This is a genomic window from Leyella stercorea, assembly GCF_021531655.1.
Genome location: NZ_JADYUF010000015.1, coordinates 12,389 through 33,318 on the forward strand (window position 1 = coordinate 12,389; position 20,930 = coordinate 33,318).

The 20,930-nt window shown below is 45.8% G+C and carries 16 protein-coding genes; 8 read left to right on the plus strand and 8 right to left on the minus strand.

What is annotated here, in order from left to right:
* The first annotated feature begins 9 nt into the window (after positions 1 to 9).
* From I6E49_RS05955 to I6E49_RS05970, 4 genes are all read left to right on the plus strand, one after another.
* Complete coding sequence (locus I6E49_RS05955) at positions 10 to 1,353, plus strand: leucine-rich repeat protein (protein WP_235401012.1); 1,344 nt, start codon at positions 10 to 12, stop codon at positions 1,351 to 1,353.
* 239 nt (positions 1,354 to 1,592) lie between these two features.
* Positions 1,593 to 1,895 carry a DUF4160 domain-containing protein gene (locus tag I6E49_RS05960; protein ID WP_235401014.1) on the plus strand — a complete coding sequence of 101 codons (303 nt, stop codon included), beginning with the start codon at positions 1,593 to 1,595 and terminating at the stop codon, positions 1,893 to 1,895.
* Entirely contained in the window at positions 1,892 to 2,140 is a 249-nt protein-coding gene (locus I6E49_RS05965; RefSeq protein WP_235401016.1) for a DUF2442 domain-containing protein, read from the plus strand. Before I6E49_RS05960 ends, I6E49_RS05965 begins: the two co-directional genes overlap by 4 nt.
* Before the next feature lie 778 nt (positions 2,141 to 2,918).
* A complete protein-coding gene (locus tag I6E49_RS05970; RefSeq protein WP_235401018.1) occupies positions 2,919 to 3,611 on the plus strand; it encodes a nitroreductase family protein in 693 nt (230 codons plus the stop codon).
* A gap of 195 nt (positions 3,612 to 3,806) precedes the next feature.
* Here I6E49_RS05970 and carB read toward each other — a convergent pair whose 3' ends face one another.
* From carB to I6E49_RS05990, 4 genes are all read right to left on the minus strand, one after another.
* On the minus strand, positions 3,807 to 7,031 hold the full coding sequence (gene carB, locus I6E49_RS05975) for a carbamoyl-phosphate synthase (glutamine-hydrolyzing) large subunit (protein ID WP_235401019.1): 3,225 nt from the start codon (positions 7,029 to 7,031) through the stop codon (positions 3,807 to 3,809).
* Positions 7,032 to 7,134: 103 nt separating this feature from the next.
* Positions 7,135 to 8,211: a glutamine-hydrolyzing carbamoyl-phosphate synthase small subunit gene (gene carA / locus I6E49_RS05980; RefSeq protein WP_235401020.1), complete on the minus strand. Its 1,077-nt coding sequence runs from the start codon at positions 8,209 to 8,211 to the stop codon at positions 7,135 to 7,137.
* A gap of 179 nt (positions 8,212 to 8,390) precedes the next feature.
* Positions 8,391 to 10,268 (minus strand): amidophosphoribosyltransferase, encoded by a 1,878-nt coding sequence (locus tag I6E49_RS05985; RefSeq protein ID WP_235401021.1) that lies wholly within the window; start codon positions 10,266 to 10,268, stop codon positions 8,391 to 8,393.
* Positions 10,269 to 10,471: 203 nt separating this feature from the next.
* Complete coding sequence (locus I6E49_RS05990) at positions 10,472 to 11,272, minus strand: polysaccharide biosynthesis/export family protein (RefSeq protein WP_235401022.1); 801 nt, start codon at positions 11,270 to 11,272, stop codon at positions 10,472 to 10,474.
* A 219-nt stretch (positions 11,273 to 11,491) separates the two neighbouring features.
* On the opposite strand from I6E49_RS05990, the gene I6E49_RS05995 reads away from it, so the two are divergent.
* A complete protein-coding gene (locus I6E49_RS05995) occupies positions 11,492 to 12,544 on the plus strand; it encodes an asparaginase (protein WP_235401023.1) in 1,053 nt (350 codons plus the stop codon).
* Between the two features lie 12 nt (positions 12,545 to 12,556).
* On the plus strand, positions 12,557 to 13,777 hold the full coding sequence (locus I6E49_RS06000) for an anaerobic sulfatase-maturation protein (RefSeq protein WP_235401024.1): 1,221 nt from the start codon (positions 12,557 to 12,559) through the stop codon (positions 13,775 to 13,777).
* A 370-nt stretch (positions 13,778 to 14,147) separates the two neighbouring features.
* Here I6E49_RS06000 and rny read toward each other — a convergent pair whose 3' ends face one another.
* The 4 genes from rny to I6E49_RS06020 all read right to left on the minus strand — a co-directional run bounded on the left by rny (position 14,148) and on the right by I6E49_RS06020 (position 17,183).
* Positions 14,148 to 15,680: a ribonuclease Y gene (gene rny / locus I6E49_RS06005; protein ID WP_235401025.1), complete on the minus strand. Its 1,533-nt coding sequence runs from the start codon at positions 15,678 to 15,680 to the stop codon at positions 14,148 to 14,150.
* A 114-nt stretch (positions 15,681 to 15,794) separates the two neighbouring features.
* Positions 15,795 to 16,097 (minus strand): cell division protein ZapA, encoded by a 303-nt coding sequence (gene zapA / locus I6E49_RS06010; RefSeq protein ID WP_235401026.1) that lies wholly within the window; start codon positions 16,095 to 16,097, stop codon positions 15,795 to 15,797.
* A 71-nt stretch (positions 16,098 to 16,168) separates the two neighbouring features.
* Positions 16,169 to 16,468: a hypothetical protein gene (locus I6E49_RS06015; RefSeq protein ID WP_235401027.1), complete on the minus strand. Its 300-nt coding sequence runs from the start codon at positions 16,466 to 16,468 to the stop codon at positions 16,169 to 16,171.
* An 82-nt stretch (positions 16,469 to 16,550) separates the two neighbouring features.
* Complete coding sequence (locus I6E49_RS06020; RefSeq protein WP_235401028.1) at positions 16,551 to 17,183, minus strand: hypothetical protein; 633 nt, start codon at positions 17,181 to 17,183, stop codon at positions 16,551 to 16,553.
* A gap of 237 nt (positions 17,184 to 17,420) precedes the next feature.
* Here I6E49_RS06020 and rfbA point away from each other — a divergent pair, with 237 nt between their 5' ends.
* Both rfbA and I6E49_RS06030 read left to right on the plus strand, forming a co-directional pair.
* Positions 17,421 to 18,299 carry a glucose-1-phosphate thymidylyltransferase RfbA gene (gene rfbA, locus I6E49_RS06025; protein ID WP_235401029.1) on the plus strand — a complete coding sequence of 293 codons (879 nt, stop codon included), beginning with the start codon at positions 17,421 to 17,423 and terminating at the stop codon, positions 18,297 to 18,299.
* 84 nt (positions 18,300 to 18,383) lie between these two features.
* On the plus strand, positions 18,384 to 20,906 hold the full coding sequence (locus I6E49_RS06030; RefSeq protein ID WP_235401031.1) for a GumC family protein: 2,523 nt from the start codon (positions 18,384 to 18,386) through the stop codon (positions 20,904 to 20,906).
* Positions 20,907 to 20,930 lie beyond the last annotated feature (24 nt).

Genomic DNA, 20,930 nt, shown 5'->3' on the forward strand with positions numbered 1-20,930 from the left:
GGAAAGAATATGAAAAAGATATTTCAATACATCATGCTGGCTGTCGTTACTATAGTAATGGCGTCATGCACAAGTGATATAGAAGAAACAACCGCAACAACAGGCAAGAACAACGTACAGTTGGTTGTTGGTGAATTTCCGACATTCGGAGATTCACAGACTCGTGCTATTGGTACACCAGATGAAGGCAAGACTTCATGGGCAGAAGGAGATGAGTTGCTTCTGGAGATGACCAGTAAGACTTTAGGAACCAAGTATGCTGCTTTTACATATAATGGCAGTAGCTGGGAATTGACAAGTGGCGAGCTGTCTTATAAAGAAGACGAAGTGCCAACCTTTCCTCATGTATATTATGCCCCTAACTACAAATGGGAAGCCGGCAAATTAGTTTTGAAAGAAGGTAAGGATCCTGGAACAGATGAATATATCGAGGGAAATGCTAGAATCACTGGTAATGGTATAAATGTATCTTTTGCCGAGGCAACACGCAAATATTCCCGCTTGCGTATTGCAACTCTACCCAATGAGCAAATAACAGTTGATACCGAATATTTCACTCCTGCGGGCAGCAGCGATATGGAACAGAAAGGAAATTATACACTTACTTCGGATGAAAAGGGCAATGCCTATTTATATGGTACTTTTGAAAATAATTCCGAAGTTACAGTGAAATATAGAGAAGCAACTTTGGCAACTCATACATTCATGCAAGCAACAGAAAATGCTAAGAGTTATGCTCTGGATGCTACTGTCATTTCGGCAAATAGTGCAGAAGAAATAAAGTCAGCTATTGAGCAAAAAGTAGCAGATGGCAAGACTATTATAAGACTCAACCTCGCTCCCAATGCTGGCACTGATGAATTTATGGCAATAAGAGAAGCCATCAAAGGTGCCGCCCCTAACGACTTGGGTACAATTGAGTTGACCGTTATTGGTGTAGAAACTATTCCAGAAGAGGCATTCTATAATATGTTGCAACTTAAGTCAGTCAAAATGTCTGACGTAAAAGAAATTAAGAAATATGCTTTTAAAGAGTGCAAATATCTCACTGTAGTAGAAGCGCCGAGTCTTAATAAACTTTGTTCTGGTGCATTTAAAAAATGTGATCAGCTTTCAAAGCTGACTTTTGGCCCTATAAACTATGCTGATGCACGAAATTGGCCAATATTTGAATATATTACCCCAAATATAGATTTAATTTTGTCAGACTATCAAAAAGAGATGATTGAAACTGACGATTATTTATATACAGCTAATAACGATATAGATTATGCTGGTAGTGATGAACATAACAGCAAAAATTTCCTTGGGCGTGAATTTAAGTCCATAACGTGTAGATATAAGGTTGAATAATAAATACAGATTGGTTTAACTCCTAAGCTGGGCAGGAGTATAAGTTGCCCAGCAAACATATCCCCCGCACCTCACGGGAAACGACAAGGGTCTATATGCCACGATGAAAAGGTGGCGTATAGACCCTTACTCTTCAAAAGCTACCACAATATTTACCAAAACTTTTCTTCTGTTTTCTTTGCGCTTTCAAAATAAAAGCTTAGCTTTGTAAGCGAGACTGATTAAAAAAGGAGGTTGCAATGCCAAAGATATTTGAATACTTCGGATTTATCTTTCTATTCTATTCGAATGAACATGAACCTATACATGTTCATGTTATGAAGGATGGACATGAAGCTATATTCGAGATAATGTTAGAGAATGGCGAACTTGTTGATATTCACAGAAGAACTTCTAACAAGATTCCACCATTAAGTGAAAAGGATGCAGCTACTGCTGAGGCCTTTGTTAAGAAGTACTATAAGAATATAGTTGATAAATGGGTAAACTTCTTTATTTATAAGAAAAGAATACGTTCAACTAAAATAACAAAGAAATTATGAACTTAAGTATTGTTTCTGCAAAATATGTGGCGCCATTAAAAGTGGAATTGCACTTCAATGATGGCATCATTAAGACGGTAGATGTTGGTGCTTTTATCAGAAAACATCCACATCCGCAATACAACTCTTACTTGAATGAAAACAAATTCAAAAAGTTCAAGATAGAGTTTGGCAATATCGTTTGGGGAAAGAATTGGGATTTGATATTCCCAATAGATAAATTATATGCAGGCGTTTGCTACTGAACAAGAAGAGGGTGTGTTATAAGTCTATAATACAATGCCTTTAACTTAACTCACTTCAATTTTCATTCTCCTTACAAAGTCTGGATGGATAATAGATAATGGTTCATATAAATTCTTAACAGATTATGGTGTTCAGTATCGAATAGAATTTGTAGAAAACAATAATATCTGGGAGGAAGAAAAAGCATACGAATTCGGCATTCTTAATGACAACAATAAGAATTCTCCTAACGATTCTAAAGTTAAAGCAACCATACAATGTATTATAGAGGAATTCTTTCTTACAAATATCGTACAAGCGGTAAAAATCTGTTACAAATGAAAAATCGATTCTAGAGATTTCAAAGGTAGGTTTTATAGTTTTTTGGAGCTACGAAGACATTCCAACTCGTCATTTGGGGCTTCTTTACCTTGCAAAAGTTGTCCTTTTGCATGGCAATAGGAGTACATTTGCTTTGTAAATGTAGCCCAAATGTATAGCAAAAGAGGTCCTTTTTATATCAAAAGGACCTCTTTTTTGTAACTGAAATCTGCGCCATAGCTTCACAATCGCTATAACTCGCTGTATACAAGCAACATAACAAAAACCGCGCAAAACTAAAGAATTCTGAGCCAAAGATTTCTTTGTGCGTTCAGATCACAGTTTTGAGCGGTCATAAATGCAAATATTGTATTGGTTGCAGTGAATTTACCTGTGTACAAATATTCCTCTGATATCTTTCATAAAGAAAAAAATGTGTATCTTTGAGCACAAATAAACATTAATATATATATGATTATGACATTACTTGAAGCTATAAAGCAACGACATAGTGTGCGCAGGTACGTTCATAAGCCGCTGTCGGCAGACATCATTGAGACGTTACAGAAGAAGATTGAGGAGTGCAACGCTGAGGGCGGACTGCACATTCAGCTTGTTACTAATGAGACAAAGGCATTTACGGGCATCTTCTCGTATGGCAAGTTTTCGGGCGTGGAGAATTATCTGGTTATGGTTGGCAAGAAGGCTGACGACCTTGACGAGCGTGTGGGCTATTACGGAGAACAGCTTGTACTGCTGGCACAAACGCTCGGGCTAAATACTTGTTGGGCAGGACTGAGTTATCGTAAGGTGAATGAGGCTTACATAGTGGGCGATGACGAGAAACTAACGTGTATGATTGCCTTGGGATATGGAGCTACACAAGGTGTAAGCCATAAGATTAAGAAAGCCGAAGAAGTGAGCAACATCTGTAATGACTCGCCCGAATGGTTTCGCAATGGTGTGGAAGCTGCACTCCTGGCTCCTACTGCCATCAATCAACAGAAGTTTTCTTTCACGCTGTTGCCTAACGAGCAAGGTACAAGAGAGAAACCAAAGATTCTTGCCAATCGAGGCTTCTCAATGGTGGGATATACCAAGATGGATATAGGCATAGCCAGACTGCACTTCGAGATTGGTGCTGGAAAGGATAATTTCGATTGGGCGTAGGTTACATCATCATAAAATCAGTCAAAGTCAATATACATGTACAAGTAGTATTAAGCTATAAAAAAAACGACAATAGAGACAATGTGGACAACTCTATAGCGGTTGTCTGTCATTGTCTCTATTGTCGTTTTTATGTTATTGAGAGTTAGGATTTCATAACCCTCAACTCTCAATTCTTAATTTTCGACTCGAATATTAGTACTCACCCCAAGCCTTGATGTCGATATCCTCAAGCTTCGTTGTGCAGAAAGCGTAGATGAACGCACTTGCAAGACGAGCATTGGTGATAAGAGGCACGTTGAGGTCAATAGCGGCACGACGAATCTTGTAGCCGTTGCTGAGCTCTGAGCTTGTAAGGTTCTTCGGTATGTTGACCACCATGTCGATAGTGTGGTTGTGCAACAGGTCGAGAGCCTTAGGCTCGTCACCCTCCTCTGAAGGCCAAAGTACGAGCGTGTTCTTTATGCCGTTCTCAGTGAGGAACTTGCTTGTACCGCCAGTAGCGTAGAGGTTGTAGCCGTTCTCAAGGAGCATCTTGGCAGCATCGAGCATGGCAACTTTCTGCTTTGCACCACCTGTAGAGAGAAGGATGTTCTTCTTCGGGATGCGATGGCCTACAGAGAGCATACTCTTAAGCAATGCTGTGTTGGTGTCGTCGCCCAAGCAACCTACCTCACCAGTAGAACTCATGTCTACACCAAGCACTGGGTCGGCCTTCTGCAGACGGTTGAATGAGAACTGCGATGCCTTGATACCGACATAGTCGAGGTCGAAGAGGTTCTTGCTCGGCTTCTCTACCGGCAGACCAAGCATTACACGAGTTGCAAGCTCGATAAAGTTTATCTTCAGAACCTTGCTTACGAACGGGAACGAACGTGATGCACGGAGGTTACACTCGATAACGAGGATATCGTTGTCGCGTGCCATGAACTGGATGTTGAACGGACCGTTGATGTGAAGCTCCTTGGCAATCTGACGGCCTACACGCTTACAACGGCGTACGGTCTCAACATAGAGCTTCTGCGGTGGGAACTGGATTGTAGCGTCACCTGAGTGTACACCGGCAAACTCGATGTGCTCAGAGATAGCGTATGCGATAACCTCACCATTCTTGGCAACGGCATCCATCTCAATCTCCTTGGCATGCTCGATGAACTTGCTCACTACTACTGGGTGGTCCTCGCTAACGTTGGCAGCCAACTGGAGGAATCGCTTCAGCTCGTCCTCGTTAGAACAAACGTTCATGGCAGCACCTGAGAGTACGTACGACGGACGCACAAGTACCGGGAATCCTACACGCTCGATGAAGCGGTCGATGTCCTCCATGCTTGTAAGTGCGCTCCACTCTGGCTGATTGATGCCATTGTTGGTAAGCATCTGCGAGAACTTGGCACGGTCCTCAGCGTTGTCAATATCCTGAGCCTTGGTACCGAGGATTGGCACGTGCTGCTCATCGAGAAGCATAGCAAGGTTGTTAGGAATCTGACCACCGGTAGAAACGATAACGCCATAAGGTGTCTCCAGGTCTATGATATCCATTACACGCTCGAATGTAAGTTCGTCGAAGTAGAGACGATCGCACATGTCATAGTCGGTAGACACGGTCTCTGGGTTATAGTTGATCATAACCGAGCGATAGCCCTCCTTGCGGATTGTGTTAAGAGCCTGAACACCACACCAGTCGAACTCTACTGAAGAACCGATACGATAAGCACCCGAACCGAGAACGATGATAGAACGCTTGTCGTTCTCGAATGTGATGTCGCTCTTCACGCCAGCGTATGTCACATACAGATAGTTGGTCTGTGCAGGATACTCGGCAGCAAGTGTGTCGATCTGCTTTACAACAGGCAGGATGCCATAGTTCTTACGACGTGAGCGAACTACAAGCGATGCCTTACGCATTGACTTAAGCTCGTCCTCAAGTCCTACGGCACGTGCTATCTGGAAGTCGGTGAAACCGTATACCTTAGCTGTGCGGAGAAGTTCCTTGTCGAGTGTGTTGATGTTGCACTTCTTCATAGCCTCATCGATGTCGATGATGTGCTGCAACTTCTCAAGGAACCACTTGTCAATCTTGGTAAGGTCGTGAATCTGGTCGACTGTATAACCCTTGTGCATAGCCTTAGAGATGACAAACACACGCTTGTCGGTAGGCTCGCGCAAAGCTGCGTCAATATCTTCAATCTCAAGTTCCTTGTTCTCAACGAAACCATGCATGCCCTGGCCTATCATACGCAGACCCTTCTGGATAGCTTCCTCAAAATTGCGGCCGATAGCCATAACCTCACCAACCGACTTCATTGAAGAACCCAACTCCTTGTCTACACCACGGAACTTAGAAAGGTCCCAACGTGGAATCTTGCAGACTACATAGTCGAGCGCAGGCTCAAAGAATGCTGATGTGGTCTTGGTTACAGAGTTCTTCAACTCGAACAAACCGTAGCCCATACCGAGCTTAGCAGCAACGAAGGCGAGAGGATAACCGGTAGCTTTAGAAGCAAGAGCTGACGAACGGCTCAAGCGAGCGTTAACCTCAATAACACGATAATCCTCTGACTGTGGGTCAAAAGCATACTGCACGTTACACTCACCTACGATGCCGATGTGACGGATAATCTTGATGGCAAGGGCACGAAGCTTGTGATACTCTGAATTGGTAAGAGTCTGTGAAGGAGCAATAACGATTGACTCGCCGGTGTGGATACCCAGAGGGTCGAAGTTCTCCATGTTACATACGGTGATACAGTTGTCGTAGCGGTCGCGCACTACCTCATACTCAATCTCCTTCCATCCCTTCAAACTCTTCTCTACCAACACCTGCGGAGAGAATGAGAATGCCTTCTCGGCAAGTTTGTCGAGTTCCTCCTCATTGTCAGCGAAACCAGAACCGAGTCCACCAAGAGCGTAAGCAGCACGTATAATAACCGGATAGCCAAGCTCAGCAGCAGCCTTACGGGTCTGCTCCATTGTCTCGCAAGCCTCGCTCTTGATAGTCTTGACATTAATCTCGTCGAGCTTCTGAACGAAGAGCTCACGATCCTCAGTGTCCATGATAGCCTGAACAGGAGTACCAAGCACCTTCACGTTGTACTTCTCGAGAATGCCCTGGCGGTAAAGCTCAACACCACAGTTTAGAGCAGTCTGTCCACCGAACGAGAGCAGGATGCCATCGGGACGCTCCTTCTTGATAACCTCCTCAACAAAGTGAGGCTGGACGGGAAGGAAATATATCTGGTCGGCAACACCCTCTGATGTCTGCACAGTTGCGATGTTAGGGTTGATGAGCACTGTCTTCACACCCTCCTCACGCAGAGCCTTCAGAGCCTGTGAGCCAGAATAGTCGAACTCGCCCGCTTCGCCAATCTTCAAGGCACCCGAACCGAGCAACAATACTTTCTTTATATTTTCGTCTTTCATTTATTCTAATGTTTAATGATTAATGTTTAATGTTTATTTGGCTATGCCATAAACACGAAACTTAAACATTTGGATTTTTCACTTTTCGTTCTTCACTCTTCACTTAGCCCAATGCCTCCACAAACTTGTCGAACATGAACTCGGTGTCTACCGGACCTGAGCATGCCTCCGGGTGGAACTGGCTTGAGAACCAAGGCTTTGACTTGTGGCGGATACCTTCGTTAGAACCGTCGTTCATGTTTACGAACAATTCCTCCCAGTCAGCACCAAGTGTCTTTGCATCAACAGCATAACCGTGGTTCTGTGATGTCACGAAGCACTTCTCTGTACCAACCAAGCGTACCGGCTGGTTGTGCGAACGATGACCGTACTTGAGCTTATAGATATGAGCACCTGCAGCCTTAGCAAGCAGTTGGTTGCCCATACAGATACCACAGATAGGCTTGTCGGAAAGGCTCATCTGCTTCTGGATAATCTTAACGGCATCCTCGCACATGTCAGGGTCGCCAGGACCGTTGGCAAGGAAGAGTCCGTCAAATTCCATGTCGGTATAGTCGTAGTTCCAAGGCACACGGATAACCTCACAACCGCGTTTGATAAGACAACGTATAATGTTGGCCTTAACGCCACAGTCTACGAGAACAACCTTCTTGCCAGCACCCTCGTTGTAGCGTACAATCTCCTTGCAGCTCACCTTGTCGACAAAGTTAACTCCAGCATACTCGGCTGTCGGGATGTTATCGGGCTCATCGTCGAAGATGATCTTGCCCATCATCACACCATGCTCACGTAACACCTTGGTCAGCTCACGAGTGTCAATGCCTGTAATGCCGGGCACGTGCTCGCGCTTGAGCCACTCGGCAAGGCTCTCAACGGCATTCCAGTGACTGTACTCCTCACTATAATCAGCAACGATGATAGCCGAAGCGTAGATTTTGTCACTCTCCATGAACGTGGGCAGTCCGTTCTCCTCGATTGAGAAAGGAGGCACGCCATAGTTACCTACAAGCGGATATGTCAGAGTCATGAGCTGTCCTGCATAAGAAGGGTCGGTCAGCGACTCAGGATAACCCATCATCGCCGTGTTGAAAACGACCTCTCCAGCCACAGGTGCCTCATAACCAAATGACTTACCATGGAACTTGGTTCCGTCTTCCAATACTAAAGTTACATTTCTCATAGTTATATTTTCTCGTTATTGTTCTTATTGTTTCACAATTTCATTATTGTAGCGAAGGTTACCTGCCTCCCCCACTTTATCGCGCACAGACGCCCTGAAAGCGCAAAAGTGTTGTTGTATTTTACTTTTGCCCTTTCAGGGCGCGTTATGGAAACATGGCTATCAGCCCGTATTTCCCATTACATCTGCTTCTCCATATAGTTGACGAAAGCCTGTATGCATAGCTTTGTGCCACCCGGTGTCGGATACTTGCCCGTGAAATACCAGTCGCCCTTATGGTCTGGTATCGCCTCATGCAGACCGTCGATTGACTGATATACGAGTTCAACTGGTGTCTCCAGCTCCTCCGGACGAAGCATCTCAACAATCTTGTTGTTTATCTCGTCGATAGTGAACGGCTTGTATACGTCACGCACACAGTTGCGCATCAGCTCTTTTGGCTTGAGCAGTTCGAGCTTGCACGACTCGTATACACGTTTCAGCAGGTCTTGCATGCCACGCTCCTTTATCAGTTCTATCGTTGCACGGAACACGCAGAACTCCTCCAGACGCGGCATATCGATGCCGTAATAGTCGGGATAGCGTATCTGCGGAGCCGACGACACGATAACTATCTTCTTCGGATGCAGGCGGTCGAGTATTCGCAGGATGCTCTCCTTGAGTGTTGTGCCACGCACTATAGAGTCGTCTATCACGACGAGGTTGTCGACGTAAGGCTCGATGCAGCCGTAAGTGATGTCGTAGACATGCGATGCAAGGTCATTGCGCGAGTTGCCCTCGGTGATGAACGTGCGCAGCTTGATGTCCTTTATAGCCACCTTCTCCGAACGCACGTATGTATCTAGTATTGCATGCAGTTCCTCATCGGTAGGCTTATGGTCGAGCTGTTGGATGCGCTTCACCTTCAGCTCATTGCTATATTTCTTGAATCCGGACAGCATACCGTAATATGCCACCTCGGCTGTGTTCGGTATGAACGAGAACACGGTGTGGTCGACATCTCCGTCAACTGCATCAAGTATCTTTGGCACAAGCTGTTCGCCAAGGCGTTTGCGCTCACGATAGATGTCTCTGTCAGAACCACGGCTGAAGTATATGCGCTCGAATGAGCAGGCAGAGTCGCCTCGCTGCTGCAGTATCTGCTCCATACGCGTCTCACCCTGGCGGCTTACAAGCAGCGCATATCCTGGTTGCAGCTCCTGTATATCCTCACATTCAAGGTCGAATGTCGTCTGTAGAACAGGACGCTCAGATGCCACTGCAACAAACTCATCATTGGCATAGTAGAACGCAGGACGAATGCCCCACGGGTCGCGCATTGAGAACATCTCGCCCGAACCCGTCAGTCCGCACATCACATAGCCACCATCGAAGTCGGGCATTGATGTGCGCAGCACGTTGGCCATGTCCATATGCTCATCTATATAATGTGTCAGTTCCATTCCCTCGAGTCCCTTTGCCTTAGCTTCCACATAGTTGCGTTCAGCCTCGCGGTCGAGTCGGTGACCCATCAGTTCGAGCAGCGTATATCCATCGCTGTAAATACGCGGGAACATGCCTCGCGTCAGCATCTCCTGGAATATCTCGTCGATATTAGTCATATTGAAGTTGCCGCAGATGCACAGGTTCTTTGCCTGCCAGTTGTTGCGACGCAGGAAAGGATGGACATACGAAAGTCCTTTCTTTCCAGTCGTGGAATAGCGCAGATGTCCCATATACAGCTCGCCGGCAAACGGCAGATGCTCCTTGGCAAAGTCGGCATCGGCAAGCAGTTCGGGCGACATTCGGGCAAACTCTTTCTGCACACGTCCGAAAATCTCGGTTATGGCATCCTTGCCCTCAGCGCGTTCACGGAACATATATTCTGTTCCAGGTTGTCCGTCAAGCTTCACACATGCCATGCCGGCTCCCTCCTGGCCACGGTTGTGTTGCTTCTCCATCATCAGATAGAGCTTGTTTAGTCCGAACATCCAAGTACCATACTTCTGTTGATAGTACTCAAGTGGCTTGAGCAATCTGATCATTGCCACGCCACACTCATGTTTAAGTGGTTCCACGGTTTCTTAACTTTACTTAATATAACTCTATATCCTGTGCTTATGCAGTATTTGTCAGTATCGTCATTGTGTAACGTGACAAGTTGCAGTAGCGTATGTTTATCGAAAATTTGATTATCCTTATGACATCTGTGCGTACACACAGATTGCATATGTATAAAAATTAAGCGTCAAGCAAACAGCCCAACGCTCAACAAATGTATTTAGTTTCGGATAATATTAACCAACAAAGAAGCCACCGACGTCAAGATGCTCACGAATGAGAACCACAAAGTCGTTGAAGAGCCGATAGCTGAGTTCTTTGACTTCACACCATTGGGCTCTACATATATGTAGTCGTTCTGCTGTACATAATAGTACGGCGAGTTGATAATATTGGCATCATTGAGGTTCAGACGATGTACTTCCTTCTGACCGGTAGCAGTCTCACGGATAAGCAATACATTGTCACGACGACCGTAAATGGTAAGGTCGCCTGCCTGCGCCAAAGCCTCAAGCACGCTCATCTTCTGTGTTGTAACGGGCACCACCTTAGGTGTGGTCACCTCACCTGCTACCGTAATGCGATAGCTCGACATATTGACTGTCACTACGGGATGCTCCTCGCTTGAAAGATAGGGAGCTATCTTCTCACCAATAAGCGTCTCGCATTCTGTCTTTGTCATACCTACGACATGCAGCTTACCCACAATAGGGAAGTCGATATTGCCACTATTGTCTACAAGATAAGTAAGCAATGCGCCCGAACCGCTGCTCAAATTGCCGCCGGCACCGAGTGTGCTCTGTACCGAAAGATTGAAAGGACGGGCTGCCTCAGGGTCTGACGTGACAACGGTTATCGTAAGCTCGTCCTTCGGCATAATACGTGCATCGTACAAACCAGCCGAAGCGGCAAGACTCAGAGTATCAATATTCTGGAAATAAGCGACTTTTTTTGCTGACGAACAACCGTTCAACAACAAAACCACCACAAGCAAAAATATAGGAAAGATAATTTTCTTCATATATATTATAATGTATTGCTAACCGCATTTAATTTGCTTCTGCAAAAATACTACTTATTTCCGACACTCACAAAGTTTTCAACAAATAATTTTGCCACCCCTAAAACAATTTCATTTTAACAATATAAAACCCTGGATTAAGCATAAAAACTTTGACTTACTTGACATAATGTCACTTATTTATAGTAATTTTGCGTGTACAAACACTACTTTTATAAAATGAACAACGACAAAGCCTACTCTCGACAAAACAAAGTGCTGCTGATATACACCGGCGGCACGATTGGTATGGGGCGCAATCCCATGACGGGAGCTCTCGAACCGCTTAACTTCGAGCACTTGATAGAAAACCTGCCAGAGTTTGCCTATCTTCAGACTGACATCGACACCTACCAGTTTACACCCCCTATCGACTCGTCGGACATGTCGCTGAGACGCTGGGCCCAACTCGTACGCATCATTGCCGACAACTACAACAAATATGACGGATTCGTCATATTGCACGGCACCGATACCATGGCATACACAGCAAGTGCCCTGTCATTTATGCTCGAAAACCTCACCAAGCCCGTAATCCTAACCGGATCGCAATTGCCTATTGGACAATTGCGCACAGACGGAAAGGAAAATCTCGTCACAAGTATAGAACTTGCAAGCATCAAAGACGAAGAAGGACATGCAATGGTGCCAGAGGTATGCATTTACTTCAACGGACGACTGCTTCGAGGCAACAGATGTACAAAGCAGAACGCCGACGGATTCGACGCATTCAACTCGTTCAACTATCCCCATCTTTGTGATGCAGGAGTGGAGTTCAGCTTCAACAAGCACTACATCCTAAAACGCGACTTCACCAAACCGATGACACCACACTTCGCCATGGACCCCAACGTAGTGGTATTCTCGCTGTTTCCTGGCATACAGCAGAACATCGTGCGACACGTACTTGAAGCTCCCGAACTGCGAGGCATTGTGCTGCGCAGCTTCGGTAGCGGCAACGCACCTCAGAAGCCCTGGCTGCAACAACTCCTTAAGGAGGCCACACGACGCGGCGTGACCGTTGTCAACATCAGCCAATGCGTAGCCGGAAGCGTAAAGATGGGACGATACGAGGCAAGCTACCAGCTCAAGGATGCCGGCATCTTGACCGGTTACGACTCGACAGTAGAGAGCGCCGTTGCCAAACTGATGTTCCTGCAAGGACACTATACCGACTGCAATGTGATAAGAACACTCATGAACCGCAACCTCTGCGGAGAAATAACGAAATAACAAAATCAAGAAATGCCAACTATAAACCCGTTTGCCCGCCCGGTATATCTTATGGCTAAACCGGCGGGCAGTCTTTGCAATCTACGTTGCAAGTACTGCTATTACCTCGAAAAAAGCAAATTATACGACAAAAACGAGAAGCATATAATGAGCGACCAGCTGCTCGATAAGTTCATAAAGGACTATATCGAAGCGCAAACCATGCCCGAAGTGATGTTCACATGGCACGGTGGCGAAACTCTGATGCGTCCTATATCGTTCTACAAGAAGGCACTGCGACTGCAACAACAGTATGCCGGAGGCCGACGCATCGACAACTGCATACAGACCAATGCCACTATGCTCACCGACGAATGGTGCAAATTCTTCCACGACAACAACTTCCTTGTAGGCGTATCGATTGACGGACCACAGGAGTTTCACGACGCCTATCGCAAGACAGCTACTGGCAGGCCTACATGGAACCAGGTGATGCGCGGCATAAGAATGCTCAATAAATACAATGTGGAATGGAACGCTCTTGCCGTTGTCAACAACCTGAATGTAGAGCATCCGCTTGAGTTCTACCACTTCTTCAAGGACATAAACTGCCACTTCATACAGTTCACACCTATCGTGGAGCGCATAGTCGACGACCGTGCCGACGGACTACAGCTCGCTCCGGGCATGACCGAAGGAGGACAAATGGCCGACTTCAGCATTACAGCCGAACAGTGGGGCACATTCCTCTGCACCATATTCGACGAATGGGTGCGTCACGACGTGGGCGAATATTTCATACAGCTGTTTGACAGCGCACTTGCCAATTGGGTTGGCGTTGCTCCAGGACTGTGTACAATGGCAGCCGAATGCGGACACGCTGGAGTAATGGAATACAATGGTGACGTGTACTCATGCGACCACTTCGTCTATCCCGAGCATCGCCTCGGCAATCTTCGCGAAAGCACAGTGACGCAGATGATGTACTCAGCCAAGCAACGTGAGTTTGCCCGTATGAAGAAAGAGATGCTTCCGCAGCAATGCAAGGAGTGCGACGTTCTGTTCGCATGCCACGGCGAATGTCCCAAAAACCGATTCATAAACGACCGCTACGGCAATCCGGGACTCAACTATCTGTGTGCCGGCTATCACAAGTTCTTCAAGCACATAGCCCCATACATGGAGTTTATGAAGGGCGAACTGGCTGCCAAGCGACCGCCTGCAAATGTCATGAACTACATCGTCAGCAAGTAGCGATTATTGAATAGCTGTAGGCGTCATATCACAATATATTTCACAACGAGATTTGCCACACTATCAGAAGGACTCCTTTTACATTCCAAAAGGGGTCCTTTTGCATTCCAAAAGGATTCGTTTTGCATTCCAAAAGGAGTCCTTTTACAACCCAAAAGGACTCCTTCTGAAAAACGAAAGGAAAACGCCCTAAATACACATTATTATATATATATGCAAACAAGCATTACATCTATGCAAACAAGCATTTATATAAGCAATCAAGCATCATATCTATGCAAGCAAGCATTATATATATACAAAACAGCGAAAGCCCCCAAGAAGCATAAAACTTCTTGGGGGCTTTCGCTATATCTTCGTTTTTCAGTATTTACTTGGCGTAAGCTACCGAACGTGTTTCGCGTATTACGGTGATCTTTACCTGACCAGGATATGTCATTTCGGTCTGTATCTTGTTGGCAATCTCGCCCGACAACTTCTCTGTTTCCTTATCGTCCATCTTGTCGGCACCCACAATTACGCGCAACTCACGACCAGCCTGTATGGCATATGTCTTTGTCACGCCAGGATAAGACATTGCTATTGCCTCCAGATCGTTAAGGCGCTTGATGTAAGCCTCTACGATTTCACGACGTGCACCGGGTCGTGCACCAGAGATAGCATCGCACACCTGAACGATAGGAGCCAACAATGTGTTCATTTCCATTTCATCGTGGTGAGCACCAATGGCATTGCAGATGTCCGGTTTCTCCTTATACTTCTCAGCTATCTTGGCACCATAGAGTGCGTGCGGCAATTCGCTCTCCTCGTCAGGCACCTTGCCTATATCGTGCAACAAGCCTGCTCGCTTCGCCTTCTTGGGATTAAGACCAAGCTCAGCAGCCATAACAGCACAGAGATTGGCTGTCTCGCGTGCGTGCTGCAGAAGATTCTGACCGTAAGACGAACGATACTTCATCTTGCCGACAATACGTATGAGTTCGGGATGCAGTCCGTGTATGCCAAGGTCGATGGCTGTACGCTTACCGGTCTCGATTATTTCGTTGTCAAGCTGCTTCTTTACCTTAGCCACAACTTCCTCGATACGTGCAGGATGAATACGTCCGTCGGCTACAAGCTGATGCAGAGCCAAGCGACAAACCTCACGACGTACCGGGTCGAAGGCTGATATTACGATAGCCTCAGGGGTGTCGTCCACTACGATTTCCACACCGGTGGCAGCCTCAAGAGCGCGGATGTTACGTCCCTCACGGCCAATGATACGACCCTTTACTTCGTCGTTGTCAATGTGGAATACGCTCACTGAATTCTCAATTGCAGTCTCAGTAGCCACACGCTGGATTGTCTGTATGACGATTTTCTTAGCCTGTGTATTGGCGTTGAGCTTTGCCTCGTCCATAATCTCGTTGATGTAGCTTGCGGCATCGGTACGAGCCTCGTCCTTCAAACTCTCTACAAGACGGTTCTTGGCTTCCTCTGCGCTCAGCCCCGAGAGTTCCTCAAGCTTCTCACGCTCCTTGGTCTGCATCTTGTCAAGCTCCTCCTGCTTGATAGCCAGAAGTTTCTTCTCGTTGTCAATGCGCTGCTGGCACTGCTCAACCTCCTGCTTACGGCGTCCAAGTTCCTCCTGTCGCTGATTGAGCGAAATCTCACGCTGCTTCAGACGGTTCTCGTTCTGCTGAATCTTCTGGTTGCGCTGCTGCACCTCCTTTTCAAGTTCCGACTTCTTGTTGAGGAACTTCTCCTTTACCTCCAAGAGCTTTTTCTCTTTCAAAACTTCAGCCTCCTTAGTAGCGGCTGCTATCATTTCATTATATTTTCCCTTTATATAGCGGAAAACAGCATAGCCTGCGGCAACCACTACGACGAGTGCCACTAAGGCTGTGATTAATATACCAAACATATTCTTTAGTTACTTGTTACTTTATTATGTTCTTGTTATTTCTTTTGTTATATAGATTTTGCAGGTTCTGTCTACCGATTAAGTCAAAGTATGCAAAACTCCTACCCTTCAGGCTTACGCCTTCAGAGCATCCTCTATTTCCGAAGTCAATTGTGAGATTACGTCACGATAAGGTTGTGTATCGTTGCGCGAAAGCTCCATCTCATAGCGCAAGGCTATGTCGACGAGCGCCATATAAAAGATTTCTTTCATATTTACGGGTCCTTTATATCTCGCTGCATACGTATTTATCGTATTTGTGATAAGACTTGCGGCATCGCGATACAGTGGTTCGTCCTCCGGACGCACGTTGACTGGTATGTCTGTATCATAGACATGCAGCCTTATCCTAAGTTTCTCTGATTTGTCTTCAGCCATATTGCTCTGCAATGATTTGTCACATCGGCTACTATTGGCGCTTTACAGTCGCCAGTTGGGTCCGACTATGGTTACTTGTCGCTCTCGCCAAGCAGCGTTATGCACTTGTCGACTTGGCGTATCAAGCGTGCTATTCGCTTTTGCGCTGTCTCCATATCGCCGTCGGTTATAGTCACCATACGTGCCAGTTTAAGACTATCGTAGTCTGCACGCAGTTGTGCAAGCTGCTTCTCCAACGCATCCACTTTGGCAGCCTGGCTGTCGATAGTGGCCTGCAAAGCAGTATTCCGTTCCTTCAGTTCTTCATACTGAAGTATCATCTGCCTGACACGTGTAGTGAAAAGGTTGATTGAGTTGGAGTCAGCTACCATTTTGCTACGTTTTGATTACAAAATTAGTTTATTTTTGCGAATGTCACAAAAATATAGACAGTTTTCTACATTTCTGCCATTATTATTTTTTAGGCGCACCGTCCTCTGCTGCCTTGGGTTCTTTCTTGGCAAGCATCACCACTTGGTACACAAAATCAGTAGTCCACTTTTGGGTGAATCCAAGACGATGATTGTATTGACGCACAGCCAATACCGACTTCAATACGGCAGCGTCTGAATAGTCGTTCTTGTTGAATATTCCGTCAACAGTCTTCTCGGTCATCTTGTACAGAGCACTCTTGAAAATCGAGGGCAGGCGCAGCTTGAACTTCATAAGGTTACCCATAAGCATCATCAAGTCCTGTGTGAAACCCTGGAACTGTACAAGATAAGCCTGCACGTCCTGCAGTTTGCGGCAGTTCTTGCGTACGCTCTGGTCTATTTCCTTAAAGAAGCTGTCGTCAGTGCCATATATCTCCTTCATCATCTTGCGACAAGCGGTCTTCTCCCCTACTCCAAGCTTGTTGTTAACAGTAGGAATGTGTAGCGTAGTCTTAAACACTCGCAAGTCGGGCAGAGCCGCAAGATTGGTAATACCAACATTAGAAGCTATTGTAGCCTGGAAGTAAACCCTAACAAGGTTCATATAATCTTCCATTCCACCAGTGTTCTTATCGTCGTTTTTCTTTCCGAAAATCTTTGAAAAAAGTCCCATAATTGATTTTATAATGTTTGATTATCTTTATATTTTGATGATTATTTCTTGCAAAATTACAAAAAAATATCAAACAGACAAGTTTTTTCACCCCCTATGCTACAATATTTGCCCTTTTTAGTTACATATTATATTTTTAAAGCTACAAACACATCGTAAACCAACAAAAAGTAGTATCTTTGTACACATTTAACACATTAGTTATTAAAAAGAGTAATACAACCAAACCACCCACATATGAAAGGAATCGTTTTAGCAGGTGGATCGGGTACACGCCTCTACCCTATCACCAAGGGCATAAGCAAGCAGCTTATACCAATATTCGACAAGCCGATGATATATTATCCTATATCAGTGCTAATGCTTGCAGATATTAAGGACATCCTTATCATTTCAACTCCTGCCGATCTTCCGTCGTTCAAGCGCCTGCTGGGCGATGGCAGCGACTTTGGCGTACACTTTGAGTATGCCGAACAGCCCTATCCCGGCGGTCTGGCTCAGGCTTTTATCATTGGCGAGGAGTTTGTTGGCGATGATTCTGTATGCCTTGTATTGGGCGACAATATATTCTATGGTGCCGGATTCTCACAACTTCTGCATGAGAGTGTGCTCAATGCCGAGAAGGATGGCAACGCTACTGTATTCGGTTATTACGTCAACGACCCTGAGCGTTATGGCGTTGCCGAGTTTGACAGCAACGGCAATTGCCTCAGTATCGAGGAAAAACCCGAACATCCGAAGAGCAATTACGCTGTTGTTGGACTCTATTTCTACCCCAACAGCGTCGTGAACATTGCCAAAACAATAAAGCCAAGCAAGCGAGGAGAGCTCGAAATCACAACAGTAAATCAAGAATATCTGAAACATGACAACCTGAAAGTAAAGACTCTGCAGCGCGGTTTTGCATGGCTCGATACCGGAACACACGACAGTCTGTCGGAAGCAAGCACATTCATTGAAGTCATTGAGAAGCGTCAGGGCCTTAAGGTAGCTTGCCTCGAAGAAATTGCATACAAGAAAGGATGGATAACAGCTCAACGACTCCAGGAAGTAGCAGAGCCAATGAGCAAAAACGAATATGGCAAATACCTGCTGCGACTCGCCGATGAAGGCTAAACCGCAGCATACAACCACACATTATCCCGCACAGAGGTAGTGCCTCTAAAACAAAATTCAAAGAGAAATAATATATCCAAAGAAATGGAAGAGAATAACCACATTGTACAACACAATTCACAACAAGACGTAGAGGAGTCTTCGTCAATCAATCTGCAACTCATATACAAGACACTGGTGCTCAACTGGCAGTGGTTTGTATTGTCGGTAATCGTATGTCTAGGCTTGGCGTTCTGCTATCTGAGATACGCCACTCCTATATATCAGGCAAGCGTAAAGTTGCTTATCAAGGACGACGACTCTCAAACTTCACGCTCGGGCAAGAGCGCATTGATGACATCAAGCACGCTCGGCATCATGACCAACTCGGCTGGTATCGACAACGAGATGGAGATACTCAAGTCGGCAAGACTTGCCGAACAGACTTGTCGCGACCTCAAACTGTATGTCACATATAAGAAAGAGGGACGCATCAAGGACAATATTATATATGGTAATGAGCCGATAAGAGCAGATATTGACCCTATACATCTTGAGAAACTCAAGTTCCCAGTATTCCTTGAAGTCAAATATCAGGATGGCAGATACCACATTACGGGCAAGTACAAGAACATATCGGACAACGACGAAAGCGCCAAGCCGGTGAAATATACTATCGACCGTACTGCCGACCGTCTGCCTTTCAGCATCAACACAAGCGTCGGCATCATCTCGCTCAAGCGCACCGAAGCCAAAGCTCTGCCCGAAGGCAAGGTTCTGAAGATTTGTATCATGTCGCCGACTATGGCTGCAGTGAAATATACGAAGAGTCTTTCGGTAAGCCAGACGTCAAAGACTACTACTATCGCACAGCTTGTATTGAATGACGAAATGCCCAAACGTGCCACCGACTATCTTAAGCAGTTGGCTGAATGCTACAACCGTCAGGCCAATGAGGACAAGAACGAGATAGCTCTGCGTACCGAACAGTTCATCAATACTCGTCTGGAGAAGATTAACAGCGAGCTTGGACAGACTGAAGGCAATCTCGAATCGACCAAACGTCATTATCGTATTGTCGACCCGAAGATTAATTCTACATCGGCAGTAGCCAATACCGACGCTTTCAATCAGAAACTTGCAGAGATGAATACACAGATAGAACTGCTGTATAGCATCACCGAGTACATGAACGAACCGTCCAACAAGTACCAGACTCTACCTTCTAATGTAGGCTTAACCGACCCTACTGCAGCCAACCTCATCAACAAATACAATGAGATTGTTATGCAGCGCAACCGCCTGTTGCGTAGTGCAAGCGAGACTTCTCCAGCCGTATTGCCGCTCACAGCACAACTCGACGAACTGACATCGAGCATTCGTCGCGCTATGAGTCAGGCTCAACGCAACAACGAAATTCAGCGTAACAGCATTCAGCAGCAGTTCAACACCTATGCAAGCCAGATTGCTTCTACCCCTGAGCAGGAACGTATTCTTACTCAGATAGGTCGCCAGCAGGAGGTAAAGTCGGGTCTGTATCTTATGTTATTGCAAAAACGTGAGGAGAACTCGATCTCACTTGCTGCCACTGCCGATAAAGGTAAACTGATTGACGAACCGCAATACAATGGCAAGATAAGTCCCAAGGGTGCTATAATCCTTCTCATTGCGCTTGTTCTGGGACTTGCTATTCCTGTCGGAATATTGTTCATCATCAAATTCTTCCGATACAAGATAGAGGGTCACGACGATGTAGCAAGCCTCACATCGCTGCCCATTATCGGTGACGTTGCAATTGCAAGCGACACTGCAAAGACAAAGGCCGACATCGTGATACATGAGAACGAGAACAATCTTATGGAAGAAATATTCCGCTCAATGCGTAGTAATATCCAATTCCTGTTGCCCGAAGGCAAGAAGACCGTGATGTTCACATCTACCACATCGGGCGAAGGCAAGACGTTCACAGCAGCCAATCTGGCAGTAAGCTTTGCTCTGCTAGACAAGAAAGTGATACTTATTGGTCTTGACATACGCAAGCCTCGACTTGCCGAACTGTTCGAAATCAACGACTATCGACATGGTATTACCAATCTGCTTGTAAAGTCTGAGCCTACAGAAGCTGACATTGACAGCCAGATTATACCTTCAGGTGTCAACAAGAACCTCGATCTCTTGATGGCAGGACCAATCCCGCCAAACCCAGCCGAGCTTGTTACACGCAAGTCGCTCGACGCTATATTCGACATACTCAAGCAGAAATACGACTACGTGATTATCGATACAGCTCCTGTAGGACTCGTTACTGACACATTGCAGATAGCCCGTGTTGCCGACCTTACAGTATATATGTGTCGCGCCGACTACACTCCAAAGTCAAGTTTCAACCTCATCAACGGCCTGAGTTCAGATCATAAGCTGCCAAAGGTGTCTATCGTTATCAACGGTATCGACATGTCGAAGAAGAAATACGGCTACTATTACGGCTATGGCAAGTACGGCAAGTACGGACAATACGGCAATAGTGGTAGCAATGTTGGTTATGGTAGCTTTGGATCGTACGGAAGTTATGGCAACTACAGCAACAGCGGCTATGGCAACAAGAACGACAAGTCAATAAAAGCATAACAAAAATAGACATTATATAATAAG

What these genes read in the sequence shown, in the direction of transcription:
- I6E49_RS05955 (WP_235401012.1), top strand. Translation starts at nt 10, where the DNA reads ATGAAAAAGATATTTCAATACATCATGCTGGCTGTCGTTACTATAGTA.
- I6E49_RS05960 (WP_235401014.1), top strand. Translation starts at nt 1,593, where the DNA reads ATGCCAAAGATATTTGAATACTTCGGATTTATCTTTCTATTCTATTCG.
- I6E49_RS05965 (WP_235401016.1), top strand. Translation starts at nt 1,892, where the DNA reads ATGAACTTAAGTATTGTTTCTGCAAAATATGTGGCGCCATTAAAAGTG.
- I6E49_RS05970 (WP_235401018.1), top strand. Translation starts at nt 2,919, where the DNA reads ATGACATTACTTGAAGCTATAAAGCAACGACATAGTGTGCGCAGGTAC.
- carB (WP_235401019.1), bottom strand. Translation starts at nt 7,031, where the DNA reads ATGAAAGACGAAAATATAAAGAAAGTATTGTTGCTCGGTTCGGGTGCC.
- carA (WP_235401020.1), bottom strand. Translation starts at nt 8,211, where the DNA reads ATGAGAAATGTAACTTTAGTATTGGAAGACGGAACCAAGTTCCATGGT.
- I6E49_RS05990 (WP_235401022.1), bottom strand. Translation starts at nt 11,272, where the DNA reads ATGAAGAAAATTATCTTTCCTATATTTTTGCTTGTGGTGGTTTTGTTG.
- I6E49_RS05995 (WP_235401023.1), top strand. Translation starts at nt 11,492, where the DNA reads ATGAACAACGACAAAGCCTACTCTCGACAAAACAAAGTGCTGCTGATA.
- I6E49_RS06000 (WP_235401024.1), top strand. Translation starts at nt 12,557, where the DNA reads ATGCCAACTATAAACCCGTTTGCCCGCCCGGTATATCTTATGGCTAAA.
- rny (WP_235401025.1), bottom strand. Translation starts at nt 15,680, where the DNA reads ATGTTTGGTATATTAATCACAGCCTTAGTGGCACTCGTCGTAGTGGTT.
- zapA (WP_235401026.1), bottom strand. Translation starts at nt 16,097, where the DNA reads ATGGCTGAAGACAAATCAGAGAAACTTAGGATAAGGCTGCATGTCTAT.
- I6E49_RS06015 (WP_235401027.1), bottom strand. Translation starts at nt 16,468, where the DNA reads ATGGTAGCTGACTCCAACTCAATCAACCTTTTCACTACACGTGTCAGG.
- I6E49_RS06020 (WP_235401028.1), bottom strand. Translation starts at nt 17,183, where the DNA reads ATGGGACTTTTTTCAAAGATTTTCGGAAAGAAAAACGACGATAAGAAC.
- rfbA (WP_235401029.1), top strand. Translation starts at nt 17,421, where the DNA reads ATGAAAGGAATCGTTTTAGCAGGTGGATCGGGTACACGCCTCTACCCT.
- I6E49_RS06030 (WP_235401031.1), top strand. Translation starts at nt 18,384, where the DNA reads ATGGAAGAGAATAACCACATTGTACAACACAATTCACAACAAGACGTA.